Below are 20,496 nucleotides of genomic sequence, written 5' to 3'. Positions count from 1 at the left end.
GTCCTGTTCGGCGGATGTTTCCCCCCGTGACAGGGTCATCGGCCATGCGCGCCTGCCTTTCGCCCCGAGCCGCCCGGACGGCGCTTGCCGGCCTCGTCCTCTCCGCAGCGAGCCTGCCGGCGCTGGCCGCCGGCCCCTACGAGTTCGTGCCGGCGCCGCAGATCGACCTCAACCGGGTCTACCGGGTCGACCGCTCCACGGGTGAGGTCACGTCCTGCCAGTACGGCCTGCGCGACGACAACGTCGGGGTGACCCTTTGCTTCGCCGCCGGCGAGGGCGCGGCCGCCCAGTCCCCGGCCGAGTACGGCCTCGTCGCCTCCCGCCACACCCGCGAGGCCGGGGTGTTCCGCGTCAACTACCGCACCGGCGAGATGAGCATCTGCTACGTCCAGGTCCGCGAGGAACTCGTGGTCTGCACGCCCCAGACCAACCCGGCCCCGGCCGGCACCGTCACCGGCTCGATCGCTCCCGCCGCCAAGGCCGCCCCGAGCGTGACGCCCCCGCAGGGCGCCCGGCCCTGATGCCGCGCGTAGGACGATCCCTGTTGTGGAGTGGATCGGCGCTTCGAAGGACTGGAGCCGCGGCCTTGGAGTCGAACCAAAGCTACGAGGTCATGCACGACCTCCGGGTTCCCCGCCCCCACCCGCGGCATACCGCCTGTTTTCTACAGGCTCTGCTGTCTAAAGCACAAAATACGACTGCGGCAAATGTTCATGTTACTGTCAGATCGACTTAATCTCCACGATTAAGCATCGCTTTTATTCCATGCCAAAATAAACTCGGTCGGTCGCAGGTGCCTGGCCGGATTAAAACCGCTCCGAGCCGACAGTCCGACATCGGCTGCCCGCGTTTGCCCGCGACGTGAGGCGTGCTAGGGGCTCGCGCCGACGCCGTGAGCACGCCCGATGTACGCCTCCCTCTCCAACGCCGCCTTCGGACCCGCCGCGTGAGCGGCCCGGACCTGCGCCGCGCCGCCGCCGCCCGCGCGGTCGACCTCGTCGCGGACGGGATGCGGCTCGGGATCGGCACCGGCTCCACCGCCAACGCCTTCATCCTGCTTCTGGGCGAACGCGTGCGCGCCGGGCTCGACGTCATCGGCGTGCCGACCTCCGAGGCGACCCGCGCGGCCTGCGAGGCCGAGGGCATCCGGCTCGGCAGCCTGGAGGAGTACCCCGAGCTCGACCTCACCGTCGACGGCGCGGACGAAATCGATGCGAACCTGCGCCTGATCAAGGGCGGCGGCGGCGCCCTGTTGCGCGAAAAGATCGTGGCGCATGCCAGCCGCCGCATGGTGGTGATCGCGGACGCGGCCAAGCACGTGCCGGTGCTCGGCGCATTCCCCCTGCCGATCGAGGTCAACCTGTTCGGGTTCGGCGCCACCTTCAAGGCGATCCAGAAGGCCGTCGAATCGGCCGGCTGCGCGGGGGAGATGACGCTGCGCAAGGCTTCGGGCGGCCAGCCCTACGTGACCGACGGCGGCCATGCCATCGTCGATGCGCGGCTGCAGGCGATCCCCGAACCCGAACGGCTCTCGGCGGCCCTGTGGGCGGTGCCCGGCGTGGTCGAGCACGGCCTGTTCCTCGGCCTCGCCACCGCCGCGATCCTCGCCGAGGCGCGCGGCGACGAGGCCGTGGTCACGGTTCTGGGCTCTCCGTGAGCCCGTTCGACCGATTCCCGATCATCCGACACGACACCGGAGCGCCGTCCATGTCCCGCCGCCTCGACGCCCTGGCCGCCCGTCTCCTCTGGGCGGCGCTCGTCGGCGCAACGGCCCTGCCGCTCGCGGCCCTCGCGCAGCAGCCGGCGAAGCCTCCTGCGGCCAAGCCGGGCGCTCCGGCCCCTGCCCCTGCCGCGCCCCAGACCCCGGCGGCGAACACGCCGGCCCCAATCGGCCCGAGCCATCTCGCGCTGGCCCGCGAGGTCATGTTCAATTCCGGCATCGCCCGCTCGTTCGATTCCATCGTCCCGGCCTTGGCCGAGCAGATCAAGAAGAACGCCGTGACCCGGCCGGAACTCGCCAAGGACCTCGACGAGGTCATCAAGGGCCTGCAGCCGGAGATGGAGCTGCAGAAGCAGCGCATTATCGACGTCGCCGCCCGGATCTATGCCGGGCGCCTCGCCGAGCCCGAGCTGAAGGAAATCGTGGTCTTCTTCCGCTCGCCCGCCGGCAAGCGCTACGTCGAGACCCAGCCCCAGGTGCTCGACGAGCTCGTCGGAGCCATGCAGGATTGGACCCAGGAGGTCTCGGAATACATGATGATCCGCGTGCGCGCGGAGATGGGCAAGCGCGGCCATCAGCTCCAGTAGGCCGGTGTCCGCCGCGAAGGGCCTCTACGCGGCCGGCGCCGTCGCGCTGGCCCTGGTGCCGCCGGCCATGGCCCTGGCGAACCGCTCCTCGCCGCTCGTCGTCGTCGTCGCGGCGCTTCTCTTCGGTCTCGGCGTCGCCGCCGAGGAGGGGCGCGGAGCCCTGCGCCTCCTGCTGCGGCCCCTCGGCGGCGCGGTCGGGGCGGCCGTGCTCGGCTTCCTGGCCTGGTGCCTCCTGAGTTTCGCCTGGAGTCCGTTTCCGGCACTCTCGCTGCGCACGCTGAGCGAGTTCGGCCCCACACTCGTCGCCGCGTATTGCCTCGCCCGCCTCGCCCCCGGCCGGCTTCCGCCATGGACGCCGCCGCTGGCGGCGGGCGCGCTGGTCGTCGCCTGCCTGTTCGTGGTCGCGAGCCTCCGGCTCGGCATGGCGCCGCAGCGCCTGCTCGGACAGCGCGACGCGTTGTTCGTGTTCAACCGGCCGGTCCTGACCTTCGTGCTCGTCGCCGGACCGCTGGCCTTCCTGGTTTTCGCGCGGGGGCATCGCCTCCTCGCCCTCGGCCTGCTGCTGCTGACTGCTGCTGCGATCGTCTCCTCCGTCAGCGGCGCCGCCGCGATGGGCCTGATCGCCGGGCTGGCCATGGCGGCGCTCGCCCGGCTGCTGCCCAAGCGCTTCGGCCTCGCCCTGGTCGGCACCGGCCTCGGGCTGGCGCTGGTGCTGGCCCCGGTGGAGGGCGACATCCTCGCCCGATTCATGCCGGAGGCGATCCATGCCCGGCTCGAACACAGCTCCTCCCGCGCCCGCGTCGCCATCGCCCGGAGCTTCGGCGCGGCGGTCGCGGCCGATCCCTGGCGGGGGGCCGGCTACGGCACCAGCGCACGCTTCCCCGAAGTGCCGGCGGCGCAGGGTCTCGCGCCCGAGCTGCGGGAGATGCTGGCCGTCGGCCACCCGCACAACAGCTTCCTTCAGGTCTGGGCCGAACTCGGGATCTTGGGCGCGATCCTCGCCGCCGCGGTGCTGTTGCTAACGCTCCGCGCCGTCGCGATCCTGCCGAAGGCGCCCTTCGCCGTGGCGCTGGGCCTGATCGCCGCCGCCGCCGCGATCGCCTTCGTCGAGCACGGCGCCTGGCAGGCCTGGTGGACGGCGGCGCTCGGAACCGCCATCACCTGGCTGCGCGCGGGCCTCGCACGCCCTCCGAAGAGCGACACGGCATGAGCCAGAATTTCGATACCGACCTCTTCGTCATCGGCGGCGGCTCGGGCGGCGTGCGGGCGGCGCGAATCGCGGCCGGGCACGGCGCGCGGGTGATGCTGGCCGAGGAATACCGCGTCGGCGGCACCTGCGTGATCCGCGGCTGCGTGCCGAAGAAGCTGATGGTCTATGCCGGGCGGTTCAGTGACGAGTTCGAGGACGCCGCAGGCTTCGGCTGGGACGTCGGCACCCCGCGCTTCGACTGGGCCGTGCTGAAGCAGCGCCGCGACGCCGAGGTGACCCGGCTCGAGGGCATCTACACCCGCAACCTCGCCGCCTCCGGCGTCGAACTCATCGCCGACCGCGCCGCCATCGAGGACCCGCACACGGTCCGCCTGTGCCATTCCGGAAAACTGATCCGCGCAAAGACCATTCTGGTGGCGGTGGGCGCCGCGCCGGTGAACGAGCCGATGATTCCCGGTGGCGACCTTGCCATCGATTCGAACGGCGTGTTCGAGCTGGAGCGCCAGCCCGAGCGCATCCTCGTCATCGGCGGCGGCTACATCGCCGTGGAATTCGCCGGCGTCTTCGCTGCGCTCGGCAGTAAGACGACGCTCCTGCATCGCGGCGACCGGTTGCTGCGCGGCTTCGACGACGAAATCCGCGACGCGCTCGGCGAGGCCTACGCCAAGCGCATGGACCTGCGCCTCAACCGCACCGTCGAGCGCCTGGAGCGCGACGGCGACGCCATCCGCGCGACGCTCGATGACGGCGAAACCATCACGGTCGACTGCGTGCTCGGCGCCACCGGCCGCCGGCCCAACGTCACCGGCCTCGGGCTGGAGAAGGTCGGCATCGCGACGAAGCCGAACGGCGCCATCCCCGTCGACGACTATTCGCAGACGTCCGTCCCGTCGATCTACGCCGTCGGCGACGTCACCAACCGCGCGGCGCTGACTCCGATCGCCATCCGCGAGGGCCACGCCTTCGCCGACACGGTCTTCGGCGGCAAACCCTGGTGCGTCGACCACCGTCTGATCCCGACGGCGGTGTTCTCGACGCCCGAGATCGGCGTCGTCGGCCACAACGAGGACGTGGCCCGCCAATGTTTCAATGAGATCGACGTCTACCGCTCCAGCTTCCGCCCGATGAAGGCGACCCTGTCGGGCCGCGACGAGCGCGTGCTGATGAAGGTTCTGGTCGACAAGGCCAGCGACCGCGTCGTCGGCGTCCACGTGCTCGGCCACGATGCCGGCGAGATCATTCAGGCGGTGGGCATCGCCGTCACCATGGGCGCGACCAAGGCCGATTTCGACCGCACCATCGCGGTGCATCCGACGGCGGGCGAGGAACTGGTGACGATGCGCTCTCCGGTGGTGACGAAGCATCCGGTGGGTGTGGGATAGGGCCGCCGCCGAAACGTCCGAGAGAATCCGCGATGGTGCGCTCCATGCCCTTCGACCTCTACATCCCCGCGACCGGCAGGCATTTCGACGAGGCCGCCTATCTCGCCGCCAACCCCGACGTGGCGGCCGCCGTCGCGGCGGGCCACGTCCGGTCGGGCCGGAAGCATTTCGACGGCTTCGGCCATCGCGAGGACCGCAGGATGGTCAACGTGCGCGCCGACCTTCGGGCGGCGCGGGCCAGGAAGATGCAGCGCCTGCGGCCGCTGTTCCGGAGCGACATGCCGTGCCTCTGGAACGACGGCAAGGCGGACTTCCTGACGCCGGAACTGCGCGAGGCGACCGGCATCGTCGCCACCGACGCCGTGTCCTCGCACGGCTACGACCAGTCGGGCGTCGACCTGATCGCCCGCTACCCCGACGGCCTCGTCCTCGATTGCGGCGCCGGAAGCCGGCAAACCTATTACGAGAACGTCGTCAACTACGAGATCGTCGACTACCTCTCGACGGACGTGCTGGGCGTCGGCGAGGCCCTGCCGTTCCTCGACGATTCCTTCGATGGCGTCCTGTCCATCGTGGTGCTGGAACATGTCCGCGACCCGTTCACCTGCGCCCGCGAGATCGCGCGCGTGCTGAAGCCGGGCGGCACGCTGTATTGCTGCGTCCCCTTCCTGCAGCCCTATCACGGCTTTCCGCACCACTACTTCAACCCGACGCCGCAGGGCGCGCGACGCCTGTTCGAGGACATGCTCGAGGTCGAGCGGGTGGAGGTCATCGAGTCGACCCACCCGATCTGGGCCCTGCAATGGATCCTGAATTCCTGGCGGGACGGCCTGTCGTCTCCCGTCCGCGAAGAGTTCTCGGCGATGACCGTCGAGCAGCTGCTGCGCGCCCCGGCCGAGCAGGTCGGCCTGCCCTTCTGCCGGGGCCTCTCCCAGGAGAAGCAGCTCGAACTCGCCTGCGCGACCGTGCTGACGGCGCGCAAGCCGTTGCGGTAGGGCGGCCGAGAATACCGAGTTTCCTCGGTCCTCGCTTGCGCTCTCGGTGACGGCCGCTGGGCGGCAACCTCCGAGGGAACGGGCGGAGCCGCAGCCCTGCCTTCCCGTCGGGCCGCCCCGTCCGCCTCTCCCCTTCCGCTGCCTCCACCCATGCCGTAAGCCCTCGGCAAATCCCCCAAAAGCACGTCTGGTCGCATGATACGCCTCGAAAAGATCGGCAAGCAGAACGGCCGGCAGATCGTCTTCATCGAGGCCTCGGCAGCCCTGCAGAAGGGCGAGAAGGCCGGGCTCGTCGGGCCGAACGGGGCCGGCAAGACCACCCTGTTCCGCATGCTCACCGGCCAGGAGGAGCCCGACGAGGGCCTGGTCGCGACGGAGCGCGGCACCACCATCGGCTATTTCAGCCAGGATGTCGGCGAGATGGCCGGCCGCAGCGTCGTCTCCGAGGTGATGGCGGGGGCGGGCGCGGTCAGCGTGGTCGGGGCCGAGCTGAAGGAGATCGAGGCCGACCTCGCCGACCCCGACAAGGCCGACGAGATGGAGGCCATCATCGAACGCTACGGCGAGGTCCAGGCCCGCTTCGAGGAGCTCGACGGCTACGCGCTGGAGGGCAAGGCCTACGAAGTGCTCTCGGGCCTGAGTTTTAGCCAAGAAATGATGGACGGCGACGTCGGCAAGCTCTCGGGCGGCTGGAAGATGCGCGTGGCTTTGGCCCGCATCCTGCTGATGAACCCCGACGTGATGCTGCTCGACGAGCCGTCGAACCATCTCGATCTCGAAAGCCTGATCTGGCTCGAGGCCTTCCTCAAGAACTACGAGGGCGCGCTGCTGATGACCTCGCACGATCGCGAGTTCATGAACCGCATCGTCGGCAAGGTCATCGAGATCGACGGCGGGTCGCTCACCACCTATTCGGGCGATTACGGCTTCTACGAGCAGCAGCGCGCCCTGAACGAGCACCAGCAGCAGGCGCAGTTCGAGCGCCAGCAGGCGATGCTGGCCAAGGAGATCAAGTTCATCGAGCGCTTCAAGGCGCGGGCCAGCCACGCGGCTCAAGTCCAAAGTCGGGTGAAAAAACTCGACAAGATCGAGCGGGTGGAGCCGCCGCGCCGCCGCCAGAGCGTCGCCTTCGACTTCCAGCCGGCGCCGCGCTCGGGCGACGACGTCGTCATGATCAAGAGCGTGCACAAGAGCTACGGCAGCCGCGTGATCTACGAGGGGCTCGACTTCTCGATCCGGCGGCGCGAGCGCTGGTGCGTGATGGGGGTGAACGGGGCCGGCAAGTCGACCCTGCTCAAGCTCGTCACCGGCACCACCAAGCCCGACGACGGCACCGTCGCGGTCGGGGGCAGCGTCAAGCTCGGCTACTTCGCCCAGCACGCCATGGATCTGCTCGACGGCGATCTCACGGTGTTCCAGGACCTCGAATCGAGCTTCCCGCAGGCGGGCCAGGGCTCGCTGCGCGCGCTCGCCGGCGCCTTCGGATTCTCCGGCGACGACGTGGAGAAGCGCTGCCGGGTGCTTTCCGGCGGTGAGAAGGCCCGGCTGGTGATGGCAAAAATGCTCTACGACCCGCCGAATTTTTTGGTGCTCGACGAGCCGACCAACCACCTCGACATCGGCACCAAGGAGATGCTGATCCAGGCGCTCTCCACCTACGAGGGCACCATGCTCTTCGTCAGCCACGACCGGCACTTCCTGGGCGCGCTCTCGAACCGGCTGCTCGAACTCACCCCCGAGGGCATCCACCAGTATGGCGGCGGCTATACCGAGTACGTCGCCCGCACCGGCCAGGAGGCTCCCGGCCTGCGGGGGTGATGCTTTTCCGCAAGCGATACGAGAGGCGTGCTGCCGCTCAAGCCGGCATCGGCTGGGCCTGACGGGGCGGGCGGGACGGAAGCCGGCATCGCGGCGGCCGGCTTCGCCACCGCGCTGCCCAGCACCACCTCGATCGTGTCGCGCAGCGACGAGACGTGCTCGTCGGCCTCGATCTCGCGGCGGCCGGCCGCCTCGGACGCGCCCTCGTCGTCGATGCGCCAGAGGCCGACCGCGATGCGCTTGCCGGGCAGCTTCTGGCGCAGCCGGCCGACGAGGCGGCGCAGGTGGCCGGGCTCGCCGCCGATGGAGAGCGAGATCACCACGACCATCTGCGTCGGGCCGGCATCGAAGCCGTCGATCTTGGCGCGGGCGAGATCCGAGAATTCGGCGATGCGGGTACCGAGTCCGTGCTTGCGCAGGAGCTGGGCCAGGATCGCGGCGGCCGGCTCGTCGAGGAAGCCGCGCCCGGCGACGCAGAGCACCGCGCCCTCCCGCCGCCACGCCTCGGGCAACTCCTCGGGCTCGGGCGGATCGTCGATCGCCGTGGCGGCGTCGCAGGCGGCTTCCGCAGCCACGGCCTTGCCCGCGAACAGGCGCCGCACCGCCTTGGCCGGCTCGACCGGCCGCTCGTCCTCGCGGGATTCCAGCTCCTCGATCAGCGCGGCGATCGAGGTGCGGATGTCGCCCTTCTGCTCGAGGGTCAGCACCCCGCGGGCGGCGTCGCGCGAGGCGAGTTCGAGGCCCTTGAGCACCACCTCGTCGTAATAGGCCGAGAGCGAGCAGGTCCGCAGGATCGTGTCGGCATGCTCCTGCGCCTCCTCCGGGTCGTCGGCGAGCATGCGCTGATAGAAGTTCTCCACCGGCGTCAGGGCCGGGCGGTCGGAGAACAGCACGTCGAGGAATTCGAGCGCGTCGACGTGCCGGCCGAGCACCACGAGGCAGACGGTGAGCGGCGTCGACAGGATCAGCCCGACGGGCCCCCACAGCCAGATCCAGAACAGCGCCGAGACCAGCACCGCGAAGGGCGAGAGCCCGGTGGAGTGGCCGTAGACCAGCGGCTCGATGATCTGCCCGACCAGCGGCTCGATGACCCCGAACAGGATCAACGTGGCGATGACCATGCCCCAGCCCGGATCGACCGCGGCGGCCACCGCCAGCGGAAACACCGCCGAGACGAAGGCGCCGATATACGGCACGAAGCGCATCAGCGCGGAGAAGATGCCCCACAGCACCGGGTTCGGCACGCCGATCGCCCAGAGCCCGAAGCCGATCACCAGCCCGAAGCCGGAATTGAGCGCGAGCTGGCCGATGAAGTAGCGTGAGAGCCGCCGCGCGGCGTCGTCCATCGCCACGGTGGTGCGGTGCAGGTCGTTCGATCCGGCCAGCCGGATCAGCCGATCGCGCAGGTCTTCGCGCTGCATCAGGATGAAGAGCAGCACCACGAGCACGATGCCGGTGGTGGCGAGCGGGCCGAGCACCGGCGAGAGCACGGTGTTGGCGAGTTCGAGCGGGCTCGGCGGACGGTCCTTCATCTCCACCAGCACGGGCGGGGTCGGCTCGGGCTTGGTCTGCGACGTCTCCGGCTTCTTCTGCTTGTCCGGCTCGCTGCCGGCATCGTGGATCGCCCGGTTGATGTTGGCGACGTAGTCCATGCCGGTGCCGAGCGGCCCCTGGCGCAGCCCCTCGATCTTGCGCTCGATGGTGTGCTGGTAGCGCGGCACGTCCTTCACGAGGTCGGCGACCTGCACGCCGATCACGGTGGAGAGCGCCGCGATGACGCCCGACGCCGTCAGCACCGCGATCAGCACCGCGACGAGGCGCCCGAGCCTGAGCTTGCGCAGCAGGTGGACCAGGGGACCGATGACGAAGGAGAGCAGGACCGCGATGGCGATCGGGATCAGGATGTCGCGCCCGAGATAGAGCGCGGTGACGATGATCGCCGCCACGATCACCGGGGAGGCGATGCTGCCCTTCGGCGTCTCGGCGGCGGCGATCCGCGTCGGGCGCGGCGGAACGACGAGGCCGCTGCTTCTCGGATCGCTCTTCATGGCCGGCTCGACTCTTTCACGCGGCGCGATCCCGAGATCGCGCCTCAAGAAACCGTGAACGGCCGAAATCGATCCCTCCCCGCGTTTTGCAGTGCGGGCGCCATGCGCTCAGGGCGGTGCGAACGGCCTGAGCGCCAGCCCCGCGCCCTCCAGTTCCGCCCGCACCACCCGGGCGGCCGCGATCGCGCCGGGATGGTCGCCGTGGACGCAGACCGTGTCGATCCCGACGGGGATGCGCCGGCCCGACAGGGTCGTCACCGCCCCGTCCTCGACCATGCGGCGCACCCGCGCCGCGATGTCGTGCGCGTCGTGCAGCACGGCGCCGTCCATCGCGCGCGGCGCGAGGCGGCCGTCGTCGGCATAGGCGCGGTCGGCGTAGATCTCGCGGATGCCGCGCAGCCCCGCGCGCGCCGCGGCCCGCTCGGCGGGAAGCCCCGGCATCACCACGAGGGCGAGGCCGCGGTCGACGCCGGCGACGGCGCGGGCGATGGCCTCGGCGATCGCGTCCTCGGCATTCGCGAGGTTCGCCAGCGCCCCATGCGCCTTGACGTAGGTCACCCGCGTGCCGGCCAACGCCGCGCAGGCCTGCAGCGCGCCGATCTGGTAGGCGACGTCCCGCTCGATCCGTCTCGGAGTTTCGCGGATCGGGGTCCGGCCGAAGCCGCGAAGGTCGAAGAAGCCGGGATGTGCGCCGACGGCGACGCCCCTGGCCTTTGCCGCCATGGCCGTCTCGACCATGATGTCCGGGTCGCCGGCATGGAAGCCGCAGGCGACGTTGGCCGAGGTGACGATGGCGAGCAGCGCGGCGTCGTCGCCCATGCGCCAGGCGCCGAAGCCCTCGCCGAGATCGGCGTTGAGGTCGATGTTGCGCTGGCCGCTCATGCCGTCAGGTCCTCCGAAGCCGCCCCGTCCGTCGGCATGGTTCCGAACACCGCCGGCCAGGACCGGCACGCCCGAGTATAGTGCCGGCCTTCGCGATGGCCGAAGGCGCCGAAGCGTGTAGCTGCCGGAATGGCCGCGCCCTTCAGGCCCCATTCAACCGCAATGGCTCAGCTTGGCCCCACGCACGAGCCCCGGTCCCACCACCGGGCGCGCCCGGCTCGGCGGGTTTGCGGATTGCGCGCGCTCCAGGACGTCATGCCTGCCTCTCGGGCCTTCGCCATCGATTGCGTGTCCGGCTTCATCCGGATCGGCCGCGACCCCGGGCCGGACGGGCCGCGGGCCCATCCCCTGGTCCGCGCCCTCGGTCCGGCGCTGGAGACCGCCTTCGGCCTCGCGCACGAGGCGCTGTTTCCCGACGAGATCCTGCTGCTGGTGGAGGCATTGCGCGCCGGGCCGCTCGGGGAGGCAAGGGCCTTGCCGGACACGCGGTGCCTGGAGCCCGCCTGATCCGCCTCAAACGCCCGGCAGTTCGTGGATCCGCACGTTCGGGCTGATCTTGCGGGCGACGTCGCAGAGGTGGCGGTGGTGGGTGAGGTAGACCACCTGTCCGACGCCGGCCATCTCGGCGAGCAGCCGGAACGCCTCCTCGGCGCGAAAGTCGTCGAAGGTTTCCATGATGTCGTCGGCGATGAAGGGCAGCGGGGCGCGCGCCCGCACGAACTCGTCGTAGCCGGCGACGCGCAGCGCCAGATAGAGCTGGAAGCGCGTACCCTTCGAGAGCTCGCTCGCCTGCTTCGAGCCGCCGCCGGCCGGCAGCGCGATCAGAGTCTCGGCGTCCTTGCCCGGCTGCGCCGCGAGCCCGGCATAGGCGCCGCGGCTGATGGTGCGGAAGGCGTCCGAGGCGCGGGTCATCATCGCGCTGCGGTGGTGCTCGCGATAGGCGCGCAGGCCGTGCTCGGTGGCGGCGGTGCCGGCCCGGAGCTGCAGGTAGCGCAGCGCGCCGTCCTCGATCTCGAGCAACGTCGTGCGGCGCTTGCCCTCGATCTCCGCGACCGTGTCGTCCCCGCCGATCGCCTCGACCTTGCCGACCGCGTCGCTGCGCTGGGCGAAGAGCTCCTGGCAGAGCCGGTCCTGGTCGTCGAAGCGCGCCTTCAGCTCGGCGAATTCCGCGTCGAGGGCCGGGCGGTCGGCGTCGTCGAGCACCCGCTCCGCCTCCGCGATCGTAGAGAGCCGCAGGCCGTCCAGAATCTCGCGCTCAGCGGTCTCGGCCTGCGTGCGCAGCTCGTCGCGCCGGGCGACCTCGGCTAGCCGAGCGCCGACGTCGTCGAGGGTGGCGACGCCGAAATGCGCGGTCATCGCGGCCTTGCGCCCGGCATGGATCGCCAGCGTCTCGTCGAGCGCGGCCTTGCGCGCCCGCGCCGCCTCGGCGGCCTCCGACGCCACGGCGTGGCGATCCCGTTCGGCCCTGGCCTCGCGGATGCGCTCGGCGATCCGCCGCGCATGATCGACGGGATCCGGGGTGCAGGCCTCGATCCGCACCAAGTCGGCGAGCGCCGCGACATGCTCGCGAAACGCCTCCTGGTCCTTCGTCATCTTCTCGATGCGGTCCGTCAGGCTCGCCTTGCGGTCGACGGCCGGCGTGAGGTCTTCGATGGCCGCGAGGATTTCGCGCACCGTCGCGAGATCCGGCGCCGTGCCGGTCTCGCCGAGCCAGCAGCGGGCGCAGGTCTCGGCCCAGGCCGCCGCCCAATCCGCATCCCGCGCCTCGGCCTGTGCGACGGCGCGACGCCGGTCTGCGAGGTCGCGCGCGCGCTCCGCGACGGCCTGCCGGAGGCCCCGGACCTCCGCCTCGCGGTCGAGGGCGTCCTGGGCCGTGGCCAGGAGCGCGCTGAACCCGGCCCCCGGCGCGACGGCGAGGCCCGCGCCGGCCAGAGCGGCGGCGAGCCGTTCGACGGCGTCGCCCTCGTCGGAGAGGGCATCGCGCAGTTCGGTTTCCGCCGCGATCAGCGCCTCGCGCGCGGCGAGCGCAGTCGTCCGCCGCGTCAGCCAGCCGTCGAGGTCCGCCGGATTCGTCTCCGGGTCGAGCGCAGTGGCGATCCCCCGGACGCTTTTCGCGATTTCGTCGCGTAACGCCTGCAGTCCCTGCGCGGCTTCCGCGAAAAGCCCTTTCGCCCGGTGTAGCGCCGCCTCGGCGACGGCGAGGGCCTGTCCGCGCTGATGCAGGCTCGCCAGATCCGCCATGTGGCCGAGGCGGCCCGCCGCCACGATGTCGTCCTGTCGCAGGACCGCCTCGAACGCGTCGGCCGAGGCGGCGGCGAGATCGCGCCGATGCGCGGCCCAGGCCCGCTCACGGTCGGCGCGCAGCGCGGCGGCCTCCTGATCGCCGACAAGGCCGGTGGTGTCGGCGATGGCGTCGCGCTCGGCCCGGAGGCGGCCGGCCTCGCTCGTCAGCCGCTCGACCTCGGCGGCATGGCGGGCGACCGCCGCCTGCCGCGTCTCCAGCGCGCTCTTCCAGGCCTGCAGCGTCGCCGGCTCCGGGCAGCGCAGGGCCAGGAGCGCGTCGGCCTCGCCCTGCCAGGGCGCGAGGGTGCGAAGCCGGTCGGCCAGCCGCGCCTGCTCCGCGTCACGGTTGCGCGCGGCGCGTTTCTGGCGCGCGGCGTGGTCCGAGCCGCGCAGGGCCGCCACGGTGGCGGCGAGGGCGGCCATCGCCTTGTCCGGCGTCGCGCCCGCCTCGGTGCCGCCGGAGGCCGCGAGCGTGTCCGTCGCGTCCGTCAGACGCCGCCCGGCATCCGCATGCTCGGTGACGGCGGCGGCCCTCGCCGCGTCGAGGCCGGCGCGGGCCTCCATCAGCTCGCGCAGCCGGCCGACGACCGAGGCGCCGAGCACCAGCCGGCGCGGGTCGGCCTCGTCCGGCCGTTCGAGGCGGGCGAGGATGGCCGAGATGGCGAGATCCGCCGCCCGTACCTGCATCCGCCGTTCGGGCAGGTCGATCTCGGCGGTGGCGTAGCGCGCCCGCAGGCCGTCGAGCCATTCGAGGTCGTCGTGCAGCCGCAGGGCCGCCTCGTCGATGCCGACCGCGTCGATCTCGGCGCCGAGGCGGGCGAGTTCGTCCGCGACCGTCTTCAGCTTGATGCCGAGTTCGATCTCCTGTTTCTGTAACGACGGAAGTTCCTGTGCCCAGCCTGCCGGCGCATCCGGCAGCGCGGCCAGCGGGGCGAGCCGTTCGCGGGTGGAGCGCAGGGCGGCGAGGCGGGGCAGGGCGTTCAGCGAGCGCAGGATCGCGTCGATACGGCCCTGCAGGCGGGTGCGCTCGGCAATGGCGTCCTCGTATTGCGCCGCCGCCCGATCGCGGGTCGCGACCAGCCGCGCGTAATCCGAGGCGAGGGTATCGAATTTTTCCTTCTCGGCCTTCAGGGCGGCGAGGCGGGCCTTGAGGTCGGCGAGCGTCCCGCCGCGGGCACGGTACTTGTAGAACTTGTCCGCCTCGCCCCGCAGGTTGCCCAGGTTGCGGCTGAGATCGGCGAGGCCGGCGCCGGCCGAGAACAGCAGCTCGCCGAGGTCGCCCTTGCTGGCCAGGATGCTCTCGCCGCCCTTCTCCAGGGTCTCGTCGTCGAGGGAGAACATGGTGCGGTAGGCATCGCGATCGATACCGCCGAGATCGGCCCGGATCACCGCTTCGGGGATGGCTTGGTCGTTGCCGTCGAGCAGGCTGTTCTGCGGGCGCTTCAGGCGCGCGAAGACCCGCGGGCCGTCGGCGAAATCGAGCAGGCCGCCGATCCGCATGGTCGGGTAGGGATGCAGGAAATTGTAGGGGCTCTGGCCGCCGATCCCAAAAATCAGGTCGAGGAAGGCCGCCAGCGTCGTCGATTTGCCGGCCTCGTTGGGGCCGTAGACGACATGCAGGTCCGGCACGCCCGCGACCCGCTCGCCGAAGTCGATCGCGTGGTCCGTGAACTTGCCGTAGCGGGTGAGGTCGAGACGCTTGAGCCGCATGCGTCAGCCGCGCGCGTCGAGCGCATGCAGCCGCGCCAGAACTTCGTCGGTCCCCTCGCGGGCGTGCCGCGCGAGCAGGGCCTCGTAGGCGGCCTGGTCGGCGCCGAAGCTGTCGCGGCATTCCGGCGGCAGCTGGCCCTTGAGCTCGTCGGCGATCTGGCCAAGCTCCTGCCGGAAGGCCTCGGAATCGATTACCTCGTCGTCGATCAGCCGCCGCAGCTCGTGCAGCGGGTCGGACGGGGAGGGGGAGGCGTCGCCGGGCGGGGTGCAGGCGATCTCGAGCTTTTCGATCCAGCAGGCGCCGACGAGGCCGGCGCGGGCCTCCGCCTCGGCCTTCAGCAGGTCGCCGTCGCGGCGCATGCGCCAGGCGAGCGGCGTGCTGCCGGTGAGTTGCAGCCGGGCGACGAGGTGCTGCGAGGCCGTGCGCGCCCGCGCCGCTTCGAGGGCGCTGCCGACGGCGCCGATCAGCGCGCTCCACTCCGCGATGCCGGTGGCGTCGACCGTGACGCGCGCGAACTGCGCGATGCCGATGGGGCGCTCCTCGACCCGGATCGCGCGGTCGTCGCCGATCGTCACGAGGGTCACCGATTTTTGGCCGGCCTCGTTGATGTCACGGCCCTGGGGCATGCCCGGCATCACGATCGTGCAGTCGCCCTCGATCACCGCACGCTTGTGGATGTGGCCGAGGGCCCAGTAGCGGAACCCCGTGGCGCGCAGCTCTGCCGGGCTGCAGGGTGCGTAGAGGTCGTGGCCCTCCGCGCCCGCGAGGCTGGTGTGCAGGATGCCGATGTTCACGGCGCCCTCCACCGCTGGGCGGTACTTGGCCAGCAGGCTCTCGGGGGCGTGGGCCTGCGAAAAGCTCAGGCCGTGGATCGCGACGGAGAAATGGCCGCCGTCGCTGTCGAGCGCGACGGTGTCGGCCCGTCCGCCGAAGACCGTCACGGTCTCGGGGAACACGAGTTCCTTGGTGATCTTCGAGAGCGCGTCGTGGTTGCCGCGGATCACGAAGACCCGGATCCCGGCCGCGTGCAGCCGCCGGATCTGGTCGGCCAGGAAGCGGGCCGTCTTCATCGAGGTCTGCTCGCCGTCGTAGAGATCGCCGGCCAGCAGCAGGGCGTCGACCCGCTCGTCGAGGCAGAGGTCGACGATTCCGATCAGCGCCTGACGGGTCGCGTCGCCGACCAGGGCGGCGAGGTCGGGGTTGCGCAGGGCGAGCGACCGAAGCGGGGAATCGAGGTGGATGTCCGCCGCGTGGACAAAACGATACGCCAAGGACCCGGATGCTCCGCAACGCCCTCCCGGTCCGAGCACCGGGTTTTTTACCGGCGCGATTATCTCCGATGGAGTCGGCCGTTTCAACGCGCGATGCCGGCCGTCCACCGGGACCGTCAGGCGGGGGCGGTCAGCAGCAGGTGGTGGCCGTCGGGATCGCGCAGCAACGCTTCGGTCCGGCCGTCGGGCCAGATGACGGGCTCGGCGGAGACGCGGTGCGCGGCCAGGCTCTCCCAGGCCTCGGAGAGCGTCCCGGCATCCGTCACGGCCAACACGAGGCGCGTCGCGACATCGTCCACGGCGCGCATCCCGGTCTGCGCCCTGTCCATCTCCGTGCGGTAGCAGAGCAGTTCGAGATGCGGCGGCGCTCCGCCCGGCAGGCTCAGGCCGGTGACGGCGACGTCCGGCCGTTCGATCCCGTCGAGCCGGGCCTGCTCCGGCCCCAGATTGTGCGAGCGCGACGAGACCCGGAAGCCGAGGCTTTCGTAGAAGGCGATGCTGCGCGCGGTGTCGGCGACCGAAATCGCCGAATGGTCGATGCCGAGACAGGTTCTTTCGGAGGTCGGGCGCCAGATTTCGGGGGCTCCGCCGGGCGGAAACGCGAGCAGTTCGAGGGGATGGCCTTCGGGGTCTCGAAACTTGAAGGCCGTCACGCCGCCGGACGCCTCGGGCAGGCGCTGCGGCCCGCCCTGCGAGATCGGCTGCCAGCCGGGCACCCGTGAGAGCCGTGCGTATGCCGCCTCCATGTCTGGGACGATCATCGCGAAGTGCTGGAAGAGCGAGCTCCAGCCGGGCACGTCGCCGGGATAGGGCGCGCCCTGCGGGATCAGCCCGACGAGGTCGACGCGTTGCTCGTCGAGCCGCAAGCTCACCACCCGCGCCCGCGCGACGGCCATGCCGAACAGCCGCGAGGCCGGTTCCGCCGCCCACTCCACGTCTCCCTCGCGCAAAAATCCGAAGGCGGCTTCGTAGAACGCCGCCAGCCGGTCGGGGTCGGCGGCGTTCAGGCCGATGCGGGCGATCCTCTCGACGCTCACGGCCATTGTACGCCTCGGCGATCGAGGAAGATCGCATAGAGTGTGTGGGATCCGCCGATGAAGAGCCGGTTCTTCATGGGGCCGCCGAAGCAGAGGTTCGACACCCGGTCAGGAATCAGGATCTTGCCGAGAAGCCGGCCCTCCGGGCTCAGGCAATGCACGCCGTCGGCAGCGCTCGACCAGACGTTGCCGTCCTCGTCGACGCACATCCCGTCGCAGTAACCGGGCTCGATCTTATGGAAGATATCGCCGCCCGAGAGCGTGCACCCGTCGGCCCCGACATCGAAGACGCGGATGTGTTGGCGCGGGTTCGCATGGGTCTGGTCGCCGGTCTCGGAGACGTAGAGCCGGCTTTCGTCCGGCGAGAAGGCGAGGCCGTTCGGACCGTCGAAATCGCCGGCCGCGACCGTAATCTCGTTCGTTTCGGGATCGAAGCGGTAGAGGGCGGGCGGCTGCTCGGAGACTTGGCGGCCGCCCTCGTAATCGTTCGAGATGCCGTAGACCGGGTCCGAGAACCAGATCGTGCCGTCGGACTTCACCGCCACGTCGTTCGGCGCGTTGAGCCGCCGGCCGTCGTGATGCGTGACGAGGGTCGTGACCGTGCCGTCGAGTTCGGTCCGATGGAGGCAGCGGCCGCGATGCGAACAGGCGATCAGCCGGCCCTGCCGGTCGCGGGTCTGTCCGTTGGTGTAGTCCGAGGGCGCGCGATAGACCGAGAAACCCTCGTCCTCGATCCAGCGCATGGTGCGGTCGCGCGGCAGGTCCTGGAACAGCAGGCAGCCGGCATCGCCCATCCAGACCGGCCCCTCGATCCAGCGGAAGCCGGAGCCCAGCTCCTCCAGCAGCGCGTTCTCGAGGATGTAGCCGGCAAAGCGCTCGTCATGGACCTCGACGTTGTCCATCACTTGAAGCGGCAGGCCGCGTCGATGGTCGGCGGCTTGTCGTACTGAACGATCATCAGCACGGCCGGCTCGTCGCCGACGGTGCCGGAATAATGGCCCTTCCGGCCGTCCCGCTCCTTGGTGTTCTGGTCCTCGCCGAAGGAGATCTCGCCTGGACCCATCTCGACCCGGCTGCCGTCCATCGCCTCGACGAACCAGCGGCCGGAGAGCGGGATGATCCACTGGGGCTTCGGGTTCTCGTGCCAGTCGCCGGTCCATCCCACGGGTTGCACGGTGACGAACACGGTGGCGCCGTCATGCGTCTTCTGGCCCTGCCATTGCGGTGAGGCCGGCGGGCTCATCGACTTCTTGTCGAACTCGGTCATCACGCAGCGGGTGTGGCGGCTGACGCCGTCCCTGTCGGTCCAGAGATGCCAGTAGGGAATGTTCGGCTTGTCCTGATCGCTCACGGTGCGGCCTGTCTGCTGGGTTCGCTGACTATCGTAGGGGCGCGAGGAGGCGAACGGATCGGCGAAGAAGGCGCCGACCGATCCGGCCGTCGTGCCGAAGGTGACGAGCAGAAACCCGCCGGCCAGGGCGAAGTTCTTCAAAAAATCCCAGAACAGCTCGCGACCCTTGCCGCCGGCCCAGAAATCGCCGGGCTTCCAGAATTGCTTCCAGAGCAGCGCCGTGACGCCGCAATAGCCGGCGAGCACGAAGCCGGCGGCGCGGTCCGCGATGCCGGTGAGGATGCCCAGCGACATCACGATCTCGACGGTGAGGCCAGCGAGGATCAGCCCGGTCGCCAGCGCCTTCGAGGCGGTGATCTGGCTGGCTTGCCCCACCGCGCCGCGGAAGTTCACGATCTTGTCGAGCGCGCTGAAGGGCAGGAACAGCGCCACCAGTAGCAGCCGCACGCTGAAGGCGATCACGATGCTGAGACCGGCCATGAACCTTTTCCCCCTCGCAACGAGTTGATGCTGCGCTGCGAGAAGCCTCGAACCGTTCGAAAGTTTCGCGGCGACGGCTGCGAACAGCGGCGCGGCATCGTGATCATATCGGCAAGACCGGAAGCGAGAGACGGTCCATGGCAAGCGAGCGTCACTACGACGTCGTCATCATCGGCTCCGGCCCCGGCGGCGGCACCATGGCGTGGCGGCTGGCGCAGACCGGCAAGCGCGTGCTGCTGCTGGAGCGCGGCGAATACCTGCCCCGCGAGCGCGAGAACTGGGACAGCCAGGCCGTCTTCGTCGACGCGCGCTATCAGGCGAAGGAAACCTGGCTCGGAGCCGACGGGCGCGAATTCCATCCGGGCCTGCACTACTATGTCGGCGGCAACTCGAAGGTCTACGGCGCCGTCCTCCTCCGCTTGCGCGAGAAGGACTTCTACGACGTGCGTCATCCGGACGGCGTCTCGCCGGAATGGCCGCTGAAATACGACGTGTTCGAACCGTATTATCAGGCGGCGGAAGAACTCTATCAGGTCCACGGCCTGCGCGGCGAGGACCCCACCGAGCCGCCGGCATCGAAGCCCTATGCCCACCCGCCGGTGAGTCACGAACCGCGCATCCAGGAGCTGTTCGACGGCCTCAAGCGCGAGGGCCGCAGGCCGTTCCACCTGCCGGTCGGCGTGATCCTCGACGAACGCGACGGCAAGCCGCTGCCGCACTCGGCCTGCATCCGCTGCGACGCCTTCGACGGCTATCCCTGCCTCACCAACGGCAAGGCGGATTCGCAGGTGATCTGCGTCGATCCGGCGCTCAAGGCGCACGACAACCTCACCCTGATGACGAATTCCTATGTCGAGCGGCTCGTCACCGACCCGGCCGGGCGCACGGTCACCGGTATTGAGGTGAAGCGCGGCGAGACGACCGAAACCTATTCCGGCGACATCGTCGTGGCGGCCTGCGGGGCGCTGTCCTCGGCGCTGCTGATGCTGCGCTCCGCCTCGGACGCGCATCCGCAGGGGCTCGCCAACGCCTCGGGCCAGGTCGGTCGCAACTACATGCGCCACAACAACGCGACGGTGCTCGCCGTCTCGAAGACACCGAACCCGACCAAGTTCCAGAAGACGCTCGGCCTCAACGACTACTACTTCACCGATCCCGACAGCGACTTCGACTTTCCCCTCGGCCACATCCAGATGGTCGGCAAGTCGGACGGCGTGCAGATCCACGGCGAAGGCCTGCCGGGTTTCCTGCAATGGTTTCCCGAAAAGCCGTTCGACTGGATCGCCAAGCACTCGCTCGATTTCTGGCTGACCTCCGAGGATCTGCCGCTGCCGGGCAACCGGATCCACTACGTCGACGGCAACGTGCGCCTGGATCTCACGGAGACCAACATGGAAGGGCATCACCGGCTGAAGCAGAAGCTGCGGGAGTTGTGCGAAAAACTCGACATCCACCCGCACCTGTTCGACCGGTCGCTCTATCTCGGCAAGGACGTGCCGATCGGCGGTACGGCGCATCAGGCCGGAACGCTCCGCTTCGGCGAGGACCCGGCCACCTCCGTGCTCGACCTCGACTGCCGGGCGCACGGGATCGACAACCTCTACGTCACCGACGCGAGCTTTTTTCCGTCGATCGGCGCGGTGAATCCGACCCTGACCATCATCGCCAATGCCTTGAGGGTCGGCGATCACATCGCCGGGCGGCTCGGCTAGCGGCGGTCT

Annotated in this window: 16 protein-coding genes; 9 read left to right on the top strand and 7 right to left on the bottom strand. The window is 70.2% G+C overall.

Translation table 11 applies throughout. The features are described from left to right. The first annotated feature begins 44 nt into the window (after positions 1–44). From MFF07_RS14910 to MFF07_RS14880, 7 genes are all read left to right on the top strand, one after another. Positions 45–521, top strand: a complete 477-nt coding sequence (locus MFF07_RS14910) for a hypothetical protein (protein ID WP_147819384.1) — start codon at positions 45–47, stop codon at positions 519–521. Between the two features lie 425 nt (positions 522–946). Beyond that, positions 947–1,657, top strand: coding sequence for a ribose-5-phosphate isomerase RpiA (gene rpiA / locus MFF07_RS14905; protein ID WP_147819380.1), 711 nt, complete (start codon positions 947–949; stop codon positions 1,655–1,657). A gap of 50 nt (positions 1,658–1,707) precedes the next feature. Then, positions 1,708–2,307 (top strand): DUF2059 domain-containing protein, encoded by a 600-nt coding sequence (locus MFF07_RS14900; protein WP_238232290.1) that lies wholly within the window; start codon positions 1,708–1,710, stop codon positions 2,305–2,307. A 67-nt stretch (positions 2,308–2,374) separates the two neighbouring features. Next, on the top strand, positions 2,375–3,517 hold the full coding sequence (locus MFF07_RS14895; RefSeq protein ID WP_238232363.1) for an O-antigen ligase family protein: 1,143 nt from the start codon (positions 2,375–2,377) through the stop codon (positions 3,515–3,517). Then, positions 3,514–4,899, top strand: coding sequence for a glutathione-disulfide reductase (gor, locus tag MFF07_RS14890; RefSeq protein WP_147820427.1), 1,386 nt, complete (start codon positions 3,514–3,516; stop codon positions 4,897–4,899). The genes MFF07_RS14895 and gor overlap by 4 nt, the downstream gene beginning before the upstream one ends. Positions 4,900–4,931: 32 nt before the next feature. Then, positions 4,932–5,894 (top strand): class I SAM-dependent methyltransferase, encoded by a 963-nt coding sequence (locus MFF07_RS14885; RefSeq protein WP_147820429.1) that lies wholly within the window; start codon positions 4,932–4,934, stop codon positions 5,892–5,894. 195 nt (positions 5,895–6,089) lie between these two features. After that, positions 6,090–7,712, top strand: coding sequence for an ABC-F family ATP-binding cassette domain-containing protein (locus MFF07_RS14880; RefSeq protein WP_147820431.1), 1,623 nt, complete (start codon positions 6,090–6,092; stop codon positions 7,710–7,712). Here MFF07_RS14880 and MFF07_RS14875 read toward each other — a convergent pair. Then, the gene (locus tag MFF07_RS14875; RefSeq protein WP_238232289.1) at positions 7,658–9,760 is read right to left on the bottom strand and encodes an AI-2E family transporter; all 2,103 of its coding nucleotides are present in this window, start codon (positions 9,758–9,760) and stop codon (positions 7,658–7,660) included. The two genes, MFF07_RS14880 and MFF07_RS14875, sit on opposite strands and share 55 nt — an antisense overlap. Positions 9,761–9,868: 108 nt before the next feature. Then, positions 9,869–10,642, bottom strand: a complete 774-nt coding sequence (locus MFF07_RS14870; RefSeq protein ID WP_238232288.1) for a LamB/YcsF family protein — start codon at positions 10,640–10,642, stop codon at positions 9,869–9,871. A 255-nt stretch (positions 10,643–10,897) separates the two neighbouring features. Here MFF07_RS14870 and MFF07_RS14865 point away from each other — a divergent pair, with 255 nt between their 5' ends. Next, the gene (locus tag MFF07_RS14865; protein WP_147818532.1) at positions 10,898–11,149 is read left to right on the top strand and encodes a hypothetical protein; all 252 of its coding nucleotides are present in this window, start codon (positions 10,898–10,900) and stop codon (positions 11,147–11,149) included. 6 nt (positions 11,150–11,155) lie between these two features. Here the strand turns inward: MFF07_RS14865 and MFF07_RS14860 are convergent, their stop codons facing one another. The 5 genes from MFF07_RS14860 to MFF07_RS14840 form a co-directional block, all read right to left on the bottom strand. Then, complete coding sequence (locus MFF07_RS14860) at positions 11,156–14,635, bottom strand: AAA family ATPase (protein ID WP_238232287.1); 3,480 nt, start codon at positions 14,633–14,635, stop codon at positions 11,156–11,158. 3 nt (positions 14,636–14,638) lie between these two features. Continuing rightward, a complete protein-coding gene (locus MFF07_RS14855; RefSeq protein WP_147818530.1) occupies positions 14,639–15,907 on the bottom strand; it encodes a metallophosphoesterase family protein in 1,269 nt (422 codons plus the stop codon). A 116-nt stretch (positions 15,908–16,023) separates the two neighbouring features. Next, positions 16,024–16,950, bottom strand: a complete 927-nt coding sequence (locus MFF07_RS14850; protein ID WP_147818529.1) for a VOC family protein — start codon at positions 16,948–16,950, stop codon at positions 16,024–16,026. Then, the gene (locus MFF07_RS14845; protein ID WP_147818528.1) at positions 16,941–17,846 is read right to left on the bottom strand and encodes an SMP-30/gluconolactonase/LRE family protein; all 906 of its coding nucleotides are present in this window, start codon (positions 17,844–17,846) and stop codon (positions 16,941–16,943) included. Before MFF07_RS14845 ends, MFF07_RS14850 begins: the two co-directional genes overlap by 10 nt. Then, positions 17,846–18,775 carry a hypothetical protein gene (locus MFF07_RS14840; protein WP_238232286.1) on the bottom strand — a complete coding sequence of 310 codons (930 nt, stop codon included), beginning with the start codon at positions 18,773–18,775 and terminating at the stop codon, positions 17,846–17,848. Before MFF07_RS14840 ends, MFF07_RS14845 begins: the two co-directional genes overlap by 1 nt. Positions 18,776–18,912: 137 nt before the next feature. Here MFF07_RS14840 and MFF07_RS14835 point away from each other — a divergent pair, with 137 nt between their 5' ends. Beyond that, entirely contained in the window at positions 18,913–20,487 is a 1,575-nt protein-coding gene (locus tag MFF07_RS14835) for a GMC oxidoreductase (protein WP_147818527.1), read from the top strand. Positions 20,488–20,496: the final 9 nt, after the last annotated feature.

This window comes from Methylobacterium thuringiense (assembly GCF_022179645.1).
Classification (GTDB): Bacteria; Pseudomonadota; Alphaproteobacteria; order Rhizobiales; family Beijerinckiaceae; genus Methylobacterium; species Methylobacterium thuringiense.
The sequence above is the reverse complement of the archived record's forward strand: the minus strand, read 5'-3'. Positions and strand labels throughout refer to the sequence as shown.